Consider the following 19,344-nt stretch of genomic DNA (forward strand, 5'->3'; position numbering starts at 1 on the left):
CATGGCTGATAAGATCGCAACCCGCGCCGCCTTCGGCGAGGCTATCGTAGAACTGGCGGAGCAGTATCCCGAGCTGGTGGTGCTGGACGCCGACCTCTCGGGCGCCACCATGACCAAGAATTTTTCCAAGGCCTATCCGGAGCGCTTTTTCAATATGGGCATCGCCGAGAGCAACATGGTCGGCGTGGCCGCCGGCCTTGCCACCTGCGGCAAGAAGCCCTTTGCCGCCACCTTCGCCATGTTTGCCGCCGGCCGCGCCTTTGAGCAGGTGCGCAACTCCGTGGCCTACCCCCACCTGAACGTGAAGGTGGTGGGCTCCCACGGCGGTCTGAGCGTGGGCGAGGACGGCGCCACCCATCAGTGCTGCGAGGACTTCGCCACCATGCGCTCCATTCCCGGCATGCTGGTGTGCTGCCCCTGCGACGGCCACGAGATGAAGCTGGCGGTCAAGGCCCTGCTGGACTATGAGGGCCCCGCCTACCTGCGTCTGGGCCGCCTGGCGGTGGAGACCGTCACCGACACCATCCCCGGCTACACCTTCGAGCTGGGCAAGGGCACCACCCTGAAGGACGGCAGCGATGTGACCATCGTGGCCACCGGCATGATGGTGCAGATGGCCCTGAAGGCCGCCGAGATGCTCCAGGCCGACGGCATCGACGCCCGGGTCATCGACATGCACACCATCAAGCCCCTGGACGAGGAGCTGCTGCTCCGCGCCGCCCGGGAGACCGGCGCCATCGTGACCACCGAGGAGCACAACATCCTGGGCGGTCTGGGCGAGGCCGTGGCCGGCTATCTCTCCGGCGTGTGCCCCGTGCCCGTGGTGCGCCACGGCGTCAACGACGTGTTCGGCCGCTCCGGCAAGGCTCCCCTGGTGCTGGAGCACTACGGTCTCACCCCCGAGGGGATCGCGACCCAGGCCCGCGCCGCGGTGGCTCTGAAGAAGTAAATGATCCGTCTCATTGCCACCGATATGGACGGCACCCTCCTGGAGCGGGACCATGTGACCATCTCGCCCCGCAGCTGCGCGGCCCTGCGCGCGGCGTCGGAGCGGGGGGTGCACATCGTCCTGGCCAGCGGGCGGCCCTGGTGCTTCGTGCGGGACAGCGTGGAGAAGCTGGGGTGCGTGGACTACACCATTCTCTGCAACGGGACGAGCACCCGGGCCGTGGCGGAGGATGTCTGGCTGGACCGGAACGGTCTGGAGGAGCCGGTCTGGCGGCGTCTCTTCGGGATGCTGCGCCGGGCGGACGTGCCCTTCCTGACCTACTCGGACGGGGAGGCCTATCTGGAGCGGGCCGTGCTGGCCGAGATGGGGCAGCATTTCTGCCTGTCGCCGGAATTTCAGCGCACCGCCGAGCGGGTGATCACCCTGGTGGACTCCCTGGAGGAGATCTTGGCCGGACGGCGGGTGGAGAAGATCGACAACTTCTTCGTCCCCGAGGCCGTCCGCGCCCCGCTGCGGGAGGAGCTTGCCTCCATTCCGGGGCTCTATGTGACCTCCGGATTGTCCCATAACCTGGAGATCAGCTCGGCGGGCGCCGACAAGGGCCGGGCCCTGGCGCGGCTGTGTGCCCGCCTGGGGATCGCCCGGGAGGAGGTCATGGCCTTCGGGGACGGCGGAAACGATGTGGAGATGCTCCGCTGGGCGGGGTGCTCCTTTGCCATGGAAAACGGGATGGACTGTGCCCGGGAAGCGGCCGGTCAGATCGCCCCCTCCAATCAGGAGGACGGCGTGGGCCGGATGGTGGAGCGCTATGTGCTCCACCCAGAGGCGTAACGGACAGGGGTTCATCCCACAAGAAGCGGTTTCGGGTCACGGATGGGCTGCCCCGGCTTGCGGGGCGGCATGCAAAGCGTACCAAGGAACGATACGGCGGCGCGGTCTCGAAATGGGACCGCGCCGCTTTTTGTGTCTTGCTCCGGGAGCAGCCGGGAGCAGAAGGGAGAATGTTTATGAATTGTGTGATTTTGGACGGGTACACCCTCAATCCGGGCGATCTGGACTGGGCCCCTCTGGAGCGGTTTGGAACGCTGACGGTCTATGACCGCACGCCGCCGGAGCTGGTGGCCGAGCGCATCGGGGAGGCCCAGGTGGCCATGACCAACAAGACCGTTCTGGACCGCGCGGTGCTGGAGGCCTGCCCCAACCTGCGCTATATCAGCGTCCTGGCCACCGGGTACAACGTGGTGGACCTGGAGGCGGCCCGGGAGCGGGGGATCGTCGTGACCAACATCCCGGCGTACAGCACCCATGCGGTGGCCCAGCACGTCTTTGCGCTGCTGCTGGAGCTCACCAACCACGTGGGTCTGCACAGCGAGAGCGTCAAGGCGGGGAACTGGGCCCGGATCGAGGATTTCTGCTACTGGGAGAAGCCCATGATGGAGCTGGAGGGCAAGACCTTCGGCATCGTGGGCTATGGCCGGATCGGCCAGGCGGTGGCCCGTCTCGCCCTGGCCTTCGGGATGGAGGTGCTGGTCTCCTCCTCCCACACGATCGAGGAGATGCCCGGACTGCACGCCGCCGCGCTGGAGGAGGTCCTGCGCCGCTCGGATATCCTCTCCCTCCACTGCCCCCTGACCGAGGAGCGCCGGGGCTTCCTCAACCGCGCGCGCCTGGCCGCCATGAAGCGGGGCGTTCTGATTCTCAACACCGCCCGGGGACCGCTCATCGACGGGAGCGCCCTCTATGAGGCCCTCTGCTCCGGACAGGTGGGGGGCGCGGCCCTGGATGTGCTGTGTGAGGAGCCGCCCCGCTCGGGAGACCTCCTCATCGGCGCGCCCAACTGCATCATCACGCCCCACCTGGCCTGGGGTCCCCGGGAGACCCGGGTGCGCCTGATGGAGATCGCGGCGCACAATCTGGAGTGCTTCCTGGCCGGCACGCCGGTGAACGTGGTGAATCCCTGAGAAGCGGGACGCCCTAGACCTGGAAGGGCAAGAAAATCGCAAGAATTTCAGCTCACCCAAGGGGAAGAGAATATGGTACAATAGGCAGGACACAAGTGCGGAGAGCACGGCCGGAGGGGAGTGTGCGCCATGGAGCAGATACCGTCATCGCCGCAGGAGCGATTGCGCCGCTATGCGCGGGAGGACGTGGAGACCCTTTACCGGGAGCTCCAGGTGCCCCCCGGGGGGCTGAGCCGGGACCAGATCCCCCGGATGCGGGAGAAGTACGGAGAAAACCGGATCGGGTACCGCACGGAGGAGGGGCCGGGAGCGCGGCTCCGCCGGGCGTTCATCACCCCCTTCAGCGTGATCCTGCTGGTACTGGCGGCGGTGTCCTTTGTCACCGACGTCTGGCTGGACTCCAATTTCAGCCGGAATGGGACCACGGTGGCCCTCATCCTCCTGATGCTGGTGGCCGGAGGGGCCGTCCGGCTGCTCCAGGAGCGGAGAGCGGGCTCGGCGGCCGACCGGCTGATCGGAGAGCGGGCCATCACCGTCTCGGTCCGGCGGGGAGGACAGGTGCTGCGCATTCCGGCGGAGGAGCTGGTGGTGGGGGACGTGGTGCTCCTCTCCACCGGAGACCGGGTCCCGGCCGACCTGCGCCTGACCGGCGTGCACGGCCTCTTTGTCTCCCAGTCGCTGCTGACCGGGGAGAGCACCGTCCTGGAAAAGACGGTATCCCCCCTTCCGCCGGGGGGCTCGGCGGCCCTGAGCGCGTGCTCCAATCTGGCCTTTACCGGCAGCAGCGTCCTCAGCGGCAGTGGCGAGGGCGTGGTCCTGGCCGTGGGTCCCCACACCGTATACGGGAGCTACCTCCGGGAGCTGCAGGAGACCAGACGGAGCTTTGACCAGGGGGCCAACTCCATCGCCTGGGTGCTGATCCGCTTCATGGCCACCCTGGTGCCGGTGGTCTTTGTGATCTCGGCCCTGACCAGAGGGGACTGGGGGACCTCCTTTCTCTTTGCCCTCTCGGTGGCGTTGGGGCTCACCCCCGAGATGCTCCCCGTGGTGATCAACGCCTGCCTGGCCAGGGGGAGCGCCGCCATGGGGCGGAAGCAGACCATTGTCAAGAACATCAACGCCATGCAGAGCTTTGGCAGCATGGATGTGCTGTGCGTGGACAAGACCGGCACCCTGACCGGGGACGAGATCCATCTGGAGTACTACCTGGACATCCTGGGGGAGGAGAGCGGCACGGTGCTGGACTGCGCCTATCTGAACAGCCTCTGCCACGGGGGGCCCTCCAACCATCTGGACCGGGCTATCCTGGCCTGCTCCGGCATGCCGGGCCGGGAGGCGCATTTTCAGGCGTTGGGGCAGCGGGTGCGGAAATGGGATGAGCTCCCCTTTGACTACACCCGGAAATGCGCCAGCGTCCTCCTCTCCGACGGGGAGGGGGAGCCCTTTTTGATCACCAAGGGGGCGGTGGAACAGGTCTATGCCCGCTGCCGCCGGGTCTTCCACCGGGGAGAGACCGTGGAGATCGACCCGTCCGATGCCGGAGGGGTCCACGCCGTGGTGGACGAGATGCTGGAGGACGGCATGAAGGTGCTGGCCGTGGCCGGGCGCAGGCTGCCCGGAAAGCAAAAACTCTGTCCGGAGGACGAGCGGGAGCTGACGCTGCTGGGGTATCTGGTCTTTTTTGACGCGCCCAAGCGCTCGGCCGCCCAGGCGCTGGGCCGCCTGCGGGAGCTCCATGTCCGGGTCAAGGTGCTCACCGGGGACCACCGGAGCGTGGCCGGTTCGGTGTGCCGGCGTCTGGGCATCCCGGCGGAGCAGATCCTGACCGGAGAGGCGCTGATGGCCCTGACGGAGGATGCCCGCATCACGGCGGTGGAGCAGACGGACGTCTTTGCCGAGCTGACGCCGGGGCAGAAATCGGAGCTGATCCGCCTCCTGCGGGAGAACGGACACACCGTGGGCTTCCTGGGGGACGGGATGAACGACCTGGCCGCCATGACCAGCGCCGACGTGGGCATCTCCGTGGACACGGCCGCGCCGGCCGCCAAGGAGGCCGCCGACGTCATCCTCCTGAAAAAAGACCTCAACGTGCTGGAACAGGGCATCCTGGAGGGGCGCCGGGCCTTTGCCAACATGAGCAAGTATATCCACATCACGGCCTCGTCCAATTTCGGGAACATCTTCTCCATCGTGCTGGCCAGCGCCTTCCTACCCTTCCTGCCCATGACCTCCATCCAGCTGCTGCTCCTCAATCTGCTCTATGACCTGCTGTGCATGACCCTCCCCTGGGACCGGGTGGACGGGGAGGACTGCGGCAGGCCCAGCATCTGGTCGGGCCATACTCTGGGGCGGTTCATGCGGTTTTTCGGACCGGTGAGCTCTCTGTTCGACCTGCTGACCTTCGCCTTTTTGTACTGGGTCCTCTGTCCCTCCCTGCTGGGGGGCGGATACGCCGCCCTGTCCGGGGCCATGCAGGAGCAGTATGCCATGCTGTTCCACACCGGGTGGTTTCTGGAGTCCATGTGGACCCAGGTGCTCATCCTGCACATGCTCCGCACCCGGCACATCCCCTTTGTTCAGAGCCGGGCGTCCGGCGTGGTGTGGCTGGTGACCTCCGGGGGACTGCTGGCGCTGACGGCGGTGGTGTACACACCGGCGGCGGCCTGGCTGGGGCTGACCCCGCTGCCGGGGGTCTATTTCCTGTTCCTGGCCGGGATGGTGCTGTGCTATATGCTGCTGGTCACACTGGCCAAGCGGTACTATCTCAGGCGGTATCATACGCTGTGGTGAGACATCCATTCCATGTGTGGGAGAAAGGGGAGGAGACCGCGTGAAAAAAATCTATTTTGCCTCCCTGGACTCCGCCGTCCTCCAATGGCTCCGGCAGGCGCTGGAGCACGGGGCCCCCGATACGCCGGGGGGAAGAGAACTGCGCCGGGGGATCGAGAGCCTGGGGACGGGGGCCTCCGACGCCCTGATGCTCGAGGTGGGCGGTGCGGCCGGGGAGACAGAGGCCGACGGGATGACCTGCGGAGACCTTGTCATATCCCCCCGGAGCAGACGGGTGCTCCGGGCCGGGAAGGAGATCGCCCTGACCCCCAAGGAGTTCGACATCCTGTATTTCCTGGCCCAGAACCGGGGGACCGTTTTTACCAAGGAGCAGATCTACCAGGCAGTGTGGGAGGAGGACTATTACACCACCGACAGCAACATCATGGCCTTCATCCGCAAGCTGCGGAAAAAGATCGAGCCCAACCCGGACGCGCCCGAGTATATCCTCACCATCTGGGGGATCGGGTACAAATTCAATGACGACCTGTGATAGCGTGTCGAAGTCTTTCGACACGCTTCTCAAAAATGCAAGCATTTTTTCGAGGGGATGCAGACCGCTGCGCGCATGGCCCAAAGGGCCACACACTTGCGGCCTGAGAAGAGTGTTTTCCGACGTACACGCCGCCGGAAAACACGATCCCACCCTCTTCCGCCGCCTGCGGGCGGCGGAACTCTGCGAGGCTCTTGCAGCGAAAAACGCAGGAGCACACTTTATTGACAGTCTGAAACGGGCTGCCGCACGTTCTTGTGCGGCAGCCCGTTTCTTGCGCAAAGGCAAGAGAATCGCAAGGATTTGAACATAGGATCCGGGGGAGAAAAAAGCTATACTATAACCTGCGCCCGGGGAAACGGGCAAGTTGAATGACATCAGGAGGTGGTTTTGATGGATGCCGGCCCGCTTTTATGCCGGAAAAATGAGGGGAAGGCCGCCAAAACCACCCCTTGCGGAGGTGTGTGCGGCGGCTGGATGCCCGAGAAAAAGGAGGATCAAGCCCCATGCATCGCAAGAAACAGCAGAACATCCCGGCCCGCAGCGCAGCCGCCTCTGCCGCCCGGGAGAAGAACCACGAGGCACTGACCTTTGCCGCCACCAGCGGCATCAAGACCGTACTGGAGCGGTGGGACACCGCCATGGGCGGACTGGAAGAGCACGCAGTGCTCCTGCACCGGAACCTCTATGGGCGCAATCAGGTGACCCATGAGAAGAAGAAGTCCCTGGCCGCCCGGGTGGCGGGCTCCTTCATCAACCCCTTCACGGCCATTCTCTTCTGCCTGGCCGTGGTGTCCATGTTTACCGACATCCTCATCCCGCTGTACCAGCACCAGCCGGAGGAGGTGGCCCCCCTGACGGTGATCATCATTCTGACCATGGTCTTTCTGTCCGGGACCCTGCGCTTCGTGCAGGAGTCCCGCTCGGGGAACGCGGCCGAGCGGCTGCTGGCCATGATCACCACCACCTGCACGGTGACCCGCCGGGAGCAGGGGACGGGCGAGATCCCCCTGGAAGAGGTGGTGGCGGGGGACATCATCCACCTCTCCGCGGGGGACATGGTCCCGGCGGATGTGCGCATCCTGGCGGCCAAGGACTTGTTCATCAGCCAGGCCGCCCTGACCGGGGAGAGCGACCCGGTGGAGAAGACGCCCGAGAGCTGCGCCGATGCGGATGTGCCGGTGACCGACCTTCCCAACATCGCCTTCCTGGGGAGCAATGTCATCAGCGGAAGCGCCACCGCCGTGGCCCTGGCCGTGGGGGACGCCACCCTCTTTGGCTCCATGGCGGTCTCGGTGGCCGGAGAGGCGGTGGAGACCAACTTCACCAAGGGGGTCAACGCGGTCTCCTGGGTCCTGATCCGCTTCATGCTGGTCATGGTCCCGGTGGTCTTCTTCATCAACGGCCTGACCAAGGGGGACTGGCTGGAGGCCTTCCTGTTCGCCATCTCGGTGGCGGTGGGATTGACCCCCGAGATGCTCCCCATGATCGTGACCACCTGCCTGGCCAAGGGGGCGGTCTCCATGTCCAAGGAAAAGACCATCGTGAAAAACCTCAACTCCATCCAGAACTTCGGGGCCATGGATGTGCTCTGCACCGATAAGACCGGGACGCTGACCCAGGACAAGGTGGTGCTGGAATACCACATGGACGTGTCCGGGAAGGAGGACGCCAGAGTGCTGCGCCACGCCTATCTGAACAGCTATTTCCAGACGGGCTACCGCAACCTGATGGACGTGGCCATCATCGAGCGCACCGAGGAGGAAGAGGCCTCCCAGCCCCAGCTGGTCAATCTGTCCCAGCGGTACCGCAAGGTGGATGAGATCCCCTTTGATTTCACCCGCCGCCGCCTCTCCGTGGTGGTGGAGGACCTGAGCGGAAAGCGCCAGATGATCACCAAGGGCGCGGTGGAGGAGATGTGCGCCGTCTGCGCCTGGACCGAGTACCGGGGGGAGATCCGCCCCCTCACCGAGGAGACCCGCCGGGAGATCCTGGAGACCGTGGACCGCCTGAACGAGGACGGGATGCGGGTCATCGCCCTGGCCCAGAAGATGGTGGAGCGGGTGGATACCTACCACGCCGAGGAGGAGCGGGACATGGTCCTCATGGGCTACCTGGCCTTCCTGGACCCGCCCAAGGAGTCCACCGCCCAGGCCATCCGGGCCCTCAGAGACCACGGGGTGACCACCAAGATCCTGACCGGGGACAACGAGCGGGTGACCCGCTGCATCTGCAAGCAGGTGGGCCTGCGGGGCAGCAAGATGCTGCTGGGCTCCGATGTGGAGCGGATGAGCGACGAGGCCCTGGTCCGGGCGGCCGAGCACACCGACATCTTCGCCAAGCTCTCCCCCGACCAGAAGGCCCGGGTGGTCTCCGCCCTGCGGCAGGGGGGCCACACGGTGGGCTTCCTGGGCGACGGCATCAACGACGCGGCCGCCATGAAGGCGGCGGACATCGGCATCTCGGTGGATACGGCGGTAGACATCGCCAAGGAGTCGGCCGACATCATCCTGCTGGAAAAGGACCTGATGGTGCTGGAGCGGGGGATCGTGGAGGGCCGCAAGACCTACGCCAACATGATCAAATACATCAAGATGACGGCCTCCTCCAACTTCGGGAACATGTTTTCCGTGCTGGCGGCCTCGGCCCTGTTGCCCTTCCTGCCCATGGAGAGCATCCATCTGATCCTGCTCAACCTGATCTATGACCTGAGCTGCACCGCCATCCCCTGGGACAATGTGGACGAGGAATTCATCGCCCAGCCCCGCAAGTGGGACGCCTCCAGCATCGGAAAATTCATGCTGTGGATCGGGCCCACCAGCTCCATCTTCGACTGGACCACCTACGCCTTTTTGTACTTTGTCTTCTGTCCGCTCTTTGTCTCCCACGGGATTCTGTACAACGACCTCCCCGCCTATTACAGCGGCGCGGAGCTGGCCGGGATGCAGCAGACCTATGCCGCCATGTTCCACGCCGGCTGGTTCGTGGAGTCCATGTGGAGCCAGACCCTGGTCATCCACATGATCCGCACCCCCAAGCTGCCCTTCCTCCAGAGCCGGGCCTCCGCCGGGGTGACGCTGCTGACCTTCACCGGGATCGCGGTGCTGACCGTGATTCCCTTTACGAAGCTGGGTACCCTGCTGGGTCTGGTGGCCCTTCCGGCGGCGTACTTTGCCTATCTGATCCCCTGCATCGTGCTCTATATGATGCTGGCCACCAGCCTGAAAAAAGCCTATGCGCGCCATTACGGCGAGCTGCTGTGAAAAAGGAGGAAGCGCTATGACCATCCACTGGACAAAGCTCTGGCTCGACCTGTTCGGGACCACCGAGTGGGCAGGCATCAACCTGGGCTTCTGGGCCGCCATGGCGGCCACGGCCCTGGTGGTGATCGGCATGAACCTGCTGTTCTGGACCAGAAAAAAAAAGGAGGACTAAAAGGATGCGCCTGCCGTGGCAGCCACGGCAGGCGCATCCGGCTATGGATAAGTGTATTTCTGCGATTTGTGCTGCAAGAGCCTCGCAGAGTTCCGCCGTCCGCAGACGGCGGAAGGAAGTCAATCGTTTTTTCCGGCGGCGTGTACGTCGGAAAAAACACTGCTCAGGCCGCAAGTGTGTGGCCCTTCCCGGGAACCCAAACAAAGCCCAGCGAAGCGGGTTTGTTTGGGAGAGGAGGGGCAAGGGAGCGAAGTGAGCCCTGGCCGTCAGGCCGGGGCGAAAGGTGCGGATTTTGCCCCGACGATGCGTGCGGCGGCCTGCATCCCCTCGAAAAAATGCTTGCATTTTTGAGAAGCGTGTCGAACCTGTTCGACACGCAGGTGCATGTTTGTGGGCAGAAGGGGAAGATTTCCTTGCCTTTCCCGGATGGGTGGGATATAATAACACTTCACCTGTCAGAAAGGACGACTGCTATGAGACGCAAGCTCCCCATCTATGCCATCTGCTTTGTCAATTTGATTTATCTGGCCCCCTCGGTGGCGGTCAGCGGACTGCTGAGCGCCTTTCCGGGGGTGCCCGAGCCGGTGCTCCAGCTCCTGCTGACCCTGCCCAACCTGATGGGCATTGCGGGGATCCTGGGCGTGCCGCTGCTGACCCGCTTCTTTGCCCGCAAGCACCTGGCCGTGGCCGGGCTCTCCATCTACCTGTTCAGCGGCGCGCTGAGCTATGTGGGGCGGGCCTGCCTGCCGGTGCTGCTGGTGGGGAGCGCCATGATGGGCATTGCCTACGGCATGGGCTCCACCCTCTATCCGCTCCTGGTGAGCATGTACTACGAGGGGGAGGAGCGCCGCCGGGTCATGGGGGCCACCGCCGGGATCATGCAGCTGGGGCGCATCGCGGTGGTGCTGGCCGGAGGAGTGCTGGCCGACCTGCACTGGTACAATGTGTACCTCCTCTTCGCCCTGAATCTGATCCCCCTGGTGCTGACCATCCGCCTGCTGCCCACCGATGCGGTGGAAGGGCGGCACGAGGGACAGCCGGGCGGCGGATGCGAGGGGTGGAACGTCCCCGCCATCCTGCGCCTGAGTGTCATCGGCTTTGTCTTTGCGGTGTGTTACTATGTGAATGTGACCCAGGCCTCCCTCTACATCGAGGGGTACGGGCTGGGGACCGCCCAGCTCACGGGGATCGTGACGGCGGTGGCCTCGGTGCTCTCGGGGCTGCTGGCCTTTGTGTTCGGCCCCATCTACCGCCGGACGGGGCGGTATACCTTTGCCTGGGCCCTTGGGATCATGGGCGGGGGCTACCTGCTGGCCGGGCTCCAGATCGGCCTGCTCCCGGCGGTCCTGGCGGTGTGCGCCCCGGCGGCGGGGATCGCCCTCTTCAACCCCTGCCTGATGCTGGAGCTCACCGAGACCGCCCCCCAGAAGACCCTGCCGGGGGCCACCGCGCTGGTGCTCACGGTGCTGAACGTGGGCTATTTTCTCTCTCCCTACCTGGTGGGGGCCTTTGTGCCCCTCTTCCCGGGGGAGGGGGCCGCGGCACAGTTTCTGGCCGGGGGCGGACTCTGCCTGTGTGCGGTGGTGCTGTGCGCGGCAGGGGAACTGCGCCGGAGCGCCCGAGTGGTCAAGTGAGCAAATCCCCTCGAAAAAATGCCTGCATTTTTGAAAAGCAGACTCCCCCCGGTGTGCCCAGCACCGGGGGGAGTCTGCTTCTGTCGTTTGCTGCTTGGAGAAAAGAGAGAAATAGGTGTAGACCGAAGGAGGATGCGCGGAACAGGCCAGCCGAAGCCCATAGGCTCGCCTGCTCCGGGCGTCCCACTTGGGTGGGAGGGAGGAGGCCCCGGGCGGCGGAGGTCTCAGACCGCCGCCCGGGTTTCCCGCGCAGAGTTTGGAGAAAAGAAAGTTTGGAGAAAAGAGAGAGTAGGGAGAAAACAGAAGAAAATCAGGACTTGGCCAGCGCCTCACCCAGAGAGCGGCACTGGGCCAGAGCGGCCTCGTCGGGGGTCTCGTGGGCCATCAGGCCGTCCTGACAGAGCTGTGCGCCCGACTGGTCGGTGCGCTCCTGCCAGTCGCGCATCCACTGCCCATCGCCCCAGCCATAGGAGCCGAAGAGGGCCACTGTTTTTCCGCTGAGTTTGGACTCCAGCTCAGTGAAGAAGGGCTCAAATTCGCTCTCCTCCAGCACCTCGGCCCCCATGGCGGGACAGCCCAGGGCCAGACGCTCATACTTGGCGGCGTCGGCGGCGGTCAGCTCCGAGACCTGGAAGAGGGATACATCCGCACCGGCATTCCGGGCGCCCTCGGCCACTGCCTGGGCCATGGCCTCCGTGTTGCCCGAACCGGTCCAGTAGATTACCGCGATTTGCATGTCAAAACGACCTCCTTTGATGTAAGCGTATCCTTATGCAGCCTGCGCTCGCTGTGTTTGCAGCAGCTCCAGCAGGGGGGTCCCGTCGGCCAGCCCCCGGCACAGCCGGTCCCGGCACCGGTCGAAGCGGGCAAAACAGCCCCTGGCATAGGCCACGTCGCCGTAGACCTTCCAGTATCCGCTCATGCGGCAGCACTCGCCCCCCAGGGCCAGGAAGCCCAGCACATCCGCCAACGGATAGCCCAGGAAGAACCCGATCTCGTGGGGGAAGCCCCCGCCGTGGGAGACCCGGTCCCGCAGCAGCTCCAGCTGCTCCGCCAGGGTCCCGCCGGCCGGGTAGCCGCAGCGCAGCAGGCACGCCCGCACCTGGACCAGAGCCAGGGCCTGGCGCAGCAGCGCCGGGCGAAAGACCAGCAGCAGCCACCGGCGGTCACACTGGCACAGGGGGAAGAGCCGGATGCCCAGGGGCTCCAGCCGCCGGCCGTAGCGGGCGAGCAGGGCGGGCAGATCCGGATACTCGCTCCGGGCCAGAGAGACCAGGTTGGCCGGCGCAGCGCCCGAGAGGGCGGGGGCACAGTGAAAGGCGAGGGCCCGTTCAAACGCAGCGGATTGAGGATGCATGGTAACACTCCTTTTTGATAGTTAGTTTATGCTAACCTAAAGGGAAAGAGAAGCGGGGGAATGGCCCCCGTCCAGGAACTTGTTAGTTAGCTAAGACTAACTACATGTATGAGAATAGCACAGGGGAAGCGATCTGTCAAGGGTAATTTTTCAGTTTCTGCAAAAATCGCAGAAAAGATATTCTGTGTATCTCGTGCAAGGATGGGGAAGGGGGCGTGCAAATTGTGTGCAGTTCTCCGCCTTGCACCGGGGAGAAGGCAGGCTCTATAATAGTGTCTGCTGCATCGGGCGAAGGTCTCCCGCCAGACTCTGTCCGGTACCTGATTTGAGAGAGGATGACCCTATGAAACACGATTCCCAACGTACATCCGGGCGGGGCGGGGCCGGCCAGATCCTGGCCCTGACCTGGCCGATTTTTATTGAACTGCTCCTCCAGCTCATGGTGGGCAACGCCGACCAGATGATGGTGGGCTGGCACGATCCCAACGGGGTGGGGGCCATCGGAAACGCCAACCAGATCACCAATCTGCTGCTGCTGGTCTTTTCCGTGGTGTGTACCGCCTCCATGATCCTGATTTCCCAGTACATCGGCGCCCGGGACACCCGAAAGGTCAACCAGATCTACGCGGTCTCCCTGGCCGCCAATCTGATCTTCGGGTTGGCGGTGAGCCTCTTCCTGCTGCTCTTCAGCCCCTGGGTCTTCCGGCTGATGGGGGTCCAGGCGGTCATGTTTGAAGAGGCCTGCCTCTATATGCGCATCATCGGCCTGGGCATGGTCTTTCAGGCGGTCTATCTGACCTTTACCGCCTTTTTCCGCAGCAGCCAGATGATGAAGGAGACCATGGCCGTCTCGGTGGTCATGAACTGCCTGAACATCGGCGGCAACGCCATCCTCATCAACGGCATCCCGGCGGTGGGCCTGCCCGCCCTGGGGGTGGCGGGGGCGGCCATCTCCAGCGGCATTTCCCGGGTCATGGGCGTGATCATCATCGCTACCCTCTTCCGTGCCCGCTTCGGACCGGTGCTCCGACTGGAATATCTGCGCCCCTTCCCCCGGGAGGAGCTGCGGCGGCTGCTGCGCATCGGCATCCCCACCGGGGGCGAGTCGGTCTCCTACAACCTGTCCCAGATCGGGGTGCAGACCGTGTGCAATGTGTTCCCGGCCTTCGTGGTCAACACCCGGGTGTACGCCACCATGTTCGCCAACGTGACCTACCTCTTCGGCTCGGCCATGTCCCAGGCCTGCCAGGTGGTGGTGGCCCGGCTGATGGGCGGGGGAGAGATCGCCCGGACCGACCGGCAGGTCAAGACCACCGTGCTCATCTCCACAGGGGTGTCCACGGCGGTCTCGGTGGTGCTCTATGTCCTGTGTGAGCCGGTCTACCGCATCTTCACCTCGGACCCCCAGGTCCTGGCCCTGGCCAAGACCATCATGCTCATCGAGATCCCCCTGGAGGTGGGCCGGGCGGTCAACATGGTGATGGTGCGCTCCCTCCAGGCCTGCGGAGACATTCGCTTCCCGGTCACCATCTGCATCATCGCCGCGTGGATCGTGGGGGTGGGCGGAAGCTACCTCTTCGGCGTGGTGTGGGGGATGGGCCTGGCCGGGCTCTGGATCGCCATGGCGCTGGATGAGCTGATCCGGGCAGGGCTGTTCCTCTGGCGCTGGCACGGCAGGAGCTGGTGCCGCAAGCAGCTGCTGGAGCCGAACGACTAAAAAAGAAAGGCGGGGACGCTCTTCCGTTTGGGAGAGCGTCCCCGCCTGTTATTTTGTCTTGGCGGGCCTCCAGATCAATAGATCCCCTTGCCGCCGTTCCACTTCCAGTCCCGGACCTCGGGCATGTCGATGCCGTTGGTGATGATGTACTGCTTGTGCTCCACCAGCTTGTCCTTCATGAGCTGGATGAGGAAGGAGCCCCGGTTGCCCAGCTGGGGCAGACGCTTGACCACGTCCTCCACCAGGTGGAAGCGGTCGATGTCGTTCTGGACCCGCATGTCAAAGGGCGTGGTGATGGTGCCCTCCTCCTTGTAGCCGCGCACGTGGAGGCGCTTGTTGTGGCGGCGGTAGGTGAGCTCGTGGATGAGGGTGGGGTAGCCGTGGAAGGCGAAGATGATGGGCTTGTCCACCGTGAAGAGGGCGTCGTAGTCCTCGGCGGTCAGGCCGTGGGGGTGCTCCGTATGGGGCTGGAGCTTCATCAGGTCCACCACGTTGATGACCCGGATCTTGAGCTCCGGGAGATACTTGTGCAGGATGGTGACGGCGGCCAGGGTCTCCAGCGTGGGGGTCTCGCCGCAGCAGGCCATGACCACGTCGGGCTCGCACCCCTGGTCGTTGGAGGCCCACTGCCAGATGCCGATGCCGTGGGTGCAGTGCTTGATGGCCTCGTCCATGGTGAGCCACTGGGGACGGGGGTGCTTGGAGGTGATCAGCACGTTCACATAGTTCCGGCTGCGGATGCAGTGGTCGAAGCAGGAGAGCAGGCAGTTCCCGTCCGGGGGGAGGTAGAGGCGCACCACGTCGGCCTTCTTGTTGGCCACATGGTCCAGGAAGCCGGGGTCCTGGTGGGTGAAGCCGTTGTGGTCCTGCTGCCAGACGTTGGAGGAGAGGACGTAGTTGAGGGAGGCGATGTCCTGCCGCCAGGGGAGCTGGGCGCAGACCTTGAGCCACTTGGCGTGCTGGGCGAACATGGAGTCCACGATGCGGATGAAGGCCTCGTAGCTGTTAAAGATGCCGTGGCGGCCGGTGAGGAGGTAGCCCTCCAGCCAGCCCTGGCACATGTGCTCGGAGAGCATGGAGTCCATGATGCGCCCGTCGGGGGCCAGGTACTCATCCCGGTCGGTGCGCTCGGCGTTCCAGCAGCGGTTGGTCTCGTGGAACACGGCGCCCAGCCGGTTGGACATGGTCTCATCCGGGCCAAAGACCCGGAAGTTGCGGGCCTCGGCGTTGAGCTTGAGGATGTCCCGGACGAATTTGCCCAGCTCGGTCATGTCCTCGCCCTTGACCTCGCCGGGGGCGGGGACGTCCACGGCGTACTCCCGGAAATCGGGGATGCGCAGGTCCCGCAGGAGCAGTCCGCCGTTGGCGTGGGGGTTGGCGCCCATGCGCCGGTCCCCCTTGGGGGCCAGAGCCTGGAGCTCGGGGATGAGGGTGCCGTTGCGGTCGAAGAGCTCCTCGGGATGGTAGCTCTTGAGCCAGTTTTCCAGCAGCTTCAGGTGCTCCGGGTGGTCCTCGCCGATGGAGATGGGCACCTGATGGGCACGGAAGGTCCCCTCCACCCGCAGGCCGTCCACCTCCTTGGGGCCGGTCCAGCCCTTGGGGGAGCGGAAGACGATCATGGGCCAGCGGGGACGGGTGGTGTCGCCGGTGGTGCGGGCGCTCTGCTGGATGCGGTCGATCTCCCGCACGGCCCAGTCCAGGGCGGCCGCCATCTGCTGGTGCATCTTGACCGGGTCGTCCCCCTCCACAAAGCGGGGGGTCCAGCCGCAGCCCTTGAAGAAATCCTCCACCTCTTCATGGGTGATGCGGGAGAAGATGGTGGGGTTGGAGATCTTGAAGCCGTTGAGGTGCAGGATGGGGAGCACCGCGCCGTCGATGACGGGGTTGAGGAACTTGTTGGAGTGCCAGGCGGTGGCCAGGGGGCCGGTCTCGGCCTCGCCGTCGCCCACCACGCAGGCGGCGATGAGGGTGGGGTTATCCAGCACCGCGCCGAAGGCATGGGCCAGGGAATAGCCCAGCTCGCCTCCCTCGTTGATGGAGCCGGGGGTCTCGGGAGCCACGTGGCTGGCGATGCCGCCGGGGAAGGAGAACTGCTTGAAGAGCTTCTTCATACCCTCCAGGTCCTGGCTGATGTTGGGATAGATCTCGCTGTAAGTACCCTCCAGATAGGTCTGGGCCACCATGGCGTTGCCCCCGTGGCCCGGGCCGGAGAGGTAGATCATGTTGAGGTCATACTTGGTGATGATGCGGTTCAGGTGGGTGTAGATGAAGTTCTGCCCAGGCACCGTACCCCAGTGGCCCACAATGGTCTTCTTGAGGTGCTCGCTTTGCAGGGGTTTCCGGAGCAGGGGGTTATCCAGCAGATAGAGCTGTCCGGCGGCCAGATAATTGGCGGCCCGCCAATAGGCGTCGATCTTACGCAGCATGTCGGGGGTGAGGGGCCCCTTCTTTGACATGCGGGTGGATGTTTTAGCAACAGCTTTTGCTGTGGTTGCTGCCTTTCGAGCCAAGATAACGACCTCCTTATTTCGCTTATTACGCTGTTATTATATGCTTAATTGAGAAAAAGTCAAGAAAAATGGATAAAGTTCACGATTTAAAGAGGGGAATGCGGGAGAAAGGACAGCAAAAGTGCCCATAGAGTGGGAAAAACGCCAATGTCATATAAAGACATATCCCCCTCCGCCCGGAGGGGCAGAGGGGGACGAAGTGGCAGAGAGTGAGCTATACGCCGTAGCTGGGTTCCAGCGTGAAGCGGGACAGGGAGAAGGAGGCGCCGTCATAGGTCACGTCGGCCAGGAGCCGGGCGAAGTAGAAGGGCTCCTCCTCGCCGGACAGGCGCAGGCCGATGCCGAAGACCGCGGTGATGCGTCCGTCCTCCTCCCGGAAATAAGTCTGCCCCTGGAAGGTGAGGGGCTGGGCCGGGTCGGGGTCGGGCAGATCCTCCAGATAGTAGAGGAGGGAGCTCTCCTCCGCGGTCAGGGACACCCCGCCCGAGATGGGGTCGAACTGATAGCCGACGGTGTCCTCCAGGGTGGACACCCAGTCCTCGGCCCGGAGGGCGGTGTCAGTCCAGCCGTCCTCCTCCGGGCGGTAGAGATGCAGCTCAAAGATGTGCTGGTCGGTGGTGTTTAAGGTCAGATAGTTGACGGCCAGCTCCGAGGAGCCGTCCCCGTCAAAGTCCGCCCACCACAGATCGGGGAGGCGGGGCGATTCGTCGGGGAGAAAGCGCTGGTCAAAGGGGAAGAGGTCCTCCTCCTGCCGGAGGATCACCCCGCCCCCCAGGCCCGGGTTGAGCCCGTAGAGGGTGAGTCCGGCCTCGGGGACCTGGCCCAGCAGGAGGGCGCCGGGGCCGTCCAGGGCGAGAAAGGTCTCCAGATCGGAGACGACGCACCCGTCCAGGGTCTCCGCGGTCAGGGGAGCGTCCTGGGCTGGGGCGGACGGAGAGGACGCCGCCGGGAAGCTGCTCTGAGGGGTGGGCGCGGCGCAGGAGGCGAGCAGGAGCAGGGAGGCGCTCAGGCAGAGAAGGGAATGACGCAAGTACAAATCAACCTCACAATCCAAGAAGAGACAGGTGTTACGGCTGGCAGGAGATCGCGTCGATCTTGGTCTTGGAAAACCAGCGATACAGCACCAGCGCGCCGATACAGGGGAGGGCCTCGGCGATCACGAAGGCGTACCAGACCGCCCCCGCACCCGCCGCAAGGCCCAGCAGGAGGGCCAGGGGGAAGATCAGGATGACCTGCCGCAGCAGGCTCAGGCCCAGGCTGAGGGAGGGCACGCCCAGGGCCTGGAAGGCCGAGCTGAGCAGGATGGAGATCCCGGCGGGGAGGAAGGAGAGGCACAGGATGCGCAGGGCGGGAATGCCGGCGGCCAGGGTGGCGGCGTCGGCGTCAAAGAAGCCCAGCAGCGCCCTGGGGAAGAGGAGGAAGACCGCCGTTCCCAGCAGCATGATGCCTCCGCCGATCAGCAGGGCGAAATGGATGGCCTCCCGGATGCGGTCGGGGCGCTTGGCCCCGTAGTTGTAGCTGACGATGGGGGTGAGGCCGTTGTTCATGCCGAAGATGGGCATGAACACGAAGGACTGCACCTTGAAATAGGCCCCCATGATGAAGACGCCGGTATCCGAGAAGAGGGCCAGGATCTTGTTGGTCCCCAGGGTCATGATGGTGAAGAGGGACTGCATCACGATGGCGGGCAGTCCGATGCGGTAGATGTCGGCCACGATGGCCCCCTGGGGGCGGAAGCCCCGGAAGGAGACGTGGACGATGGGGCTGCGTGCCACCATGACCAGGCCGATGACCATGCCCACCACCTGGCCCAGCCCGGTGGCGATGGCCGCGCCGGCCACCTCCAGACGGGGGAAGCCCAAGAGGCCAAAGATCAGAATGGGGTCCAGGATCAGATTGACGATGGCCCCCACGCCCTGGATCACCATGGGGCCGATGGAGTTGCCGCTGGCCTGGAGGACCCGCTCGGCGGCAAACTGCATGCAGGAACCCAGGGAGAACAGCACCACGATGCGCAGGTAGGTCACGCCATACTCGATGACCCGGGGCACATCGGAGTAGAGCTCCATAAAGGGACGGGCAAAGAGCATGCCCAGGGTGAGAAAGACCACCCAGCACAGGAAGTAGAGGAAATAGCCGTGGCAGGCCACGGCGCTGGCCTCCTCGGGCCGCTTCTGGCCCAGACGGCGGGAGAGCATGGTGTTCACGCCCACGCCGGTACCGGCCTGGATGGCGGTGATCAGGCTCTGCACCGGAAAGACCAGGGAGAGGGCCACAAAGGCGTCGCTGTTGAGCTGTGCCACAAACATGCTGTCCACCATGTTGTAGAGGGCCTGGACCAGCATGGAGAGCATCATGGGCCAGGACATGGTGAGCAGCAGGGGACGGACGGGCATGACGCCCATCTTGTTTTCGCTGGGAGACAAGGGGGAATCCTCCTTTCCATTGGGGAACAGATG

Annotated in this window: 14 protein-coding genes; 9 read left to right on the plus strand and 5 right to left on the minus strand. The window is 64.6% G+C overall.

Annotation, left to right across the window (positions count from 1 at the left end):
• Position 1 precedes the first annotated feature (1 nt).
• The 8 genes from I2C21_RS07590 to I2C21_RS07625 all read left to right on the plus strand — a co-directional run bounded on the left by I2C21_RS07590 (position 2) and on the right by I2C21_RS07625 (position 11,301).
• Complete coding sequence (locus I2C21_RS07590) at positions 2 to 949, plus strand: transketolase family protein (protein ID WP_101692734.1); 948 nt, start codon at positions 2 to 4, stop codon at positions 947 to 949.
• Complete coding sequence (locus tag I2C21_RS07595) at positions 950 to 1,780, plus strand: HAD family hydrolase (RefSeq protein ID WP_195278908.1); 831 nt, start codon at positions 950 to 952, stop codon at positions 1,778 to 1,780. It begins immediately after the preceding gene.
• A gap of 176 nt (positions 1,781 to 1,956) precedes the next feature.
• Positions 1,957 to 2,910 (plus strand): D-2-hydroxyacid dehydrogenase, encoded by a 954-nt coding sequence (locus I2C21_RS07600; RefSeq protein WP_101692736.1) that lies wholly within the window; start codon positions 1,957 to 1,959, stop codon positions 2,908 to 2,910.
• A gap of 129 nt (positions 2,911 to 3,039) precedes the next feature.
• Positions 3,040 to 5,700: a magnesium-translocating P-type ATPase gene (gene mgtA, locus I2C21_RS07605; RefSeq protein WP_195278909.1), complete on the plus strand. Its 2,661-nt coding sequence runs from the start codon at positions 3,040 to 3,042 to the stop codon at positions 5,698 to 5,700.
• 40 nt (positions 5,701 to 5,740) lie between these two features.
• Positions 5,741 to 6,232, plus strand: a complete 492-nt coding sequence (locus tag I2C21_RS07610) for a winged helix-turn-helix domain-containing protein (RefSeq protein ID WP_353654788.1) — start codon at positions 5,741 to 5,743, stop codon at positions 6,230 to 6,232.
• Positions 6,233 to 6,738: 506 nt separating this feature from the next.
• Positions 6,739 to 9,495 carry a magnesium-translocating P-type ATPase gene (mgtA, locus tag I2C21_RS07615; protein ID WP_195278910.1) on the plus strand — a complete coding sequence of 919 codons (2,757 nt, stop codon included), beginning with the start codon at positions 6,739 to 6,741 and terminating at the stop codon, positions 9,493 to 9,495.
• A 16-nt stretch (positions 9,496 to 9,511) separates the two neighbouring features.
• The gene (locus I2C21_RS07620; RefSeq protein WP_180956920.1) at positions 9,512 to 9,667 is read left to right on the plus strand and encodes a hypothetical protein; all 156 of its coding nucleotides are present in this window, start codon (positions 9,512 to 9,514) and stop codon (positions 9,665 to 9,667) included.
• A gap of 473 nt (positions 9,668 to 10,140) precedes the next feature.
• Positions 10,141 to 11,301, plus strand: coding sequence for an MFS transporter (locus tag I2C21_RS07625; RefSeq protein ID WP_195278911.1), 1,161 nt, complete (start codon positions 10,141 to 10,143; stop codon positions 11,299 to 11,301).
• Between the two features lie 310 nt (positions 11,302 to 11,611).
• Here I2C21_RS07625 and I2C21_RS07630 read toward each other — a convergent pair whose 3' ends face one another.
• Together I2C21_RS07630 and I2C21_RS07635 are read right to left on the minus strand one after the other, a co-directional pair.
• Positions 11,612 to 12,037, minus strand: a complete 426-nt coding sequence (locus I2C21_RS07630; RefSeq protein WP_101692740.1) for a flavodoxin — start codon at positions 12,035 to 12,037, stop codon at positions 11,612 to 11,614.
• 33 nt (positions 12,038 to 12,070) lie between these two features.
• Positions 12,071 to 12,658 (minus strand): DUF3793 family protein, encoded by a 588-nt coding sequence (locus I2C21_RS07635; protein WP_195278912.1) that lies wholly within the window; start codon positions 12,656 to 12,658, stop codon positions 12,071 to 12,073.
• A 343-nt stretch (positions 12,659 to 13,001) separates the two neighbouring features.
• Here I2C21_RS07635 and I2C21_RS07640 point away from each other — a divergent pair, with 343 nt between their 5' ends.
• The gene (locus I2C21_RS07640) at positions 13,002 to 14,375 is read left to right on the plus strand and encodes an MATE family efflux transporter (protein ID WP_195278913.1); all 1,374 of its coding nucleotides are present in this window, start codon (positions 13,002 to 13,004) and stop codon (positions 14,373 to 14,375) included.
• A gap of 74 nt (positions 14,376 to 14,449) precedes the next feature.
• Here I2C21_RS07640 and I2C21_RS07645 read toward each other — a convergent pair whose 3' ends face one another.
• The 3 genes from I2C21_RS07645 to I2C21_RS07655 form a co-directional block, all read right to left on the minus strand.
• Positions 14,450 to 16,831, minus strand: coding sequence for a phosphoketolase family protein (locus tag I2C21_RS07645; RefSeq protein WP_101692743.1), 2,382 nt, complete (start codon positions 16,829 to 16,831; stop codon positions 14,450 to 14,452).
• Positions 16,832 to 17,099: 268 nt separating this feature from the next.
• On the minus strand, positions 17,100 to 17,915 hold the full coding sequence (locus I2C21_RS07650) for a hypothetical protein (RefSeq protein WP_195278914.1): 816 nt from the start codon (positions 17,913 to 17,915) through the stop codon (positions 17,100 to 17,102).
• Positions 17,916 to 17,952: 37 nt separating this feature from the next.
• The gene (locus I2C21_RS07655; RefSeq protein WP_286167229.1) at positions 17,953 to 19,311 is read right to left on the minus strand and encodes an MATE family efflux transporter; all 1,359 of its coding nucleotides are present in this window, start codon (positions 19,309 to 19,311) and stop codon (positions 17,953 to 17,955) included.
• Between the last annotated feature and the right edge of the window lie 33 nt (positions 19,312 to 19,344).

The sequence above is a fragment of the Clostridium sp. J1101437_171009_A5 genome (genome assembly GCF_015547905.1).
Taxonomy (GTDB): Bacteria; Bacillota; Clostridia; order Oscillospirales; family Oscillospiraceae; genus Pseudoflavonifractor_A; species Pseudoflavonifractor_A gallinarum.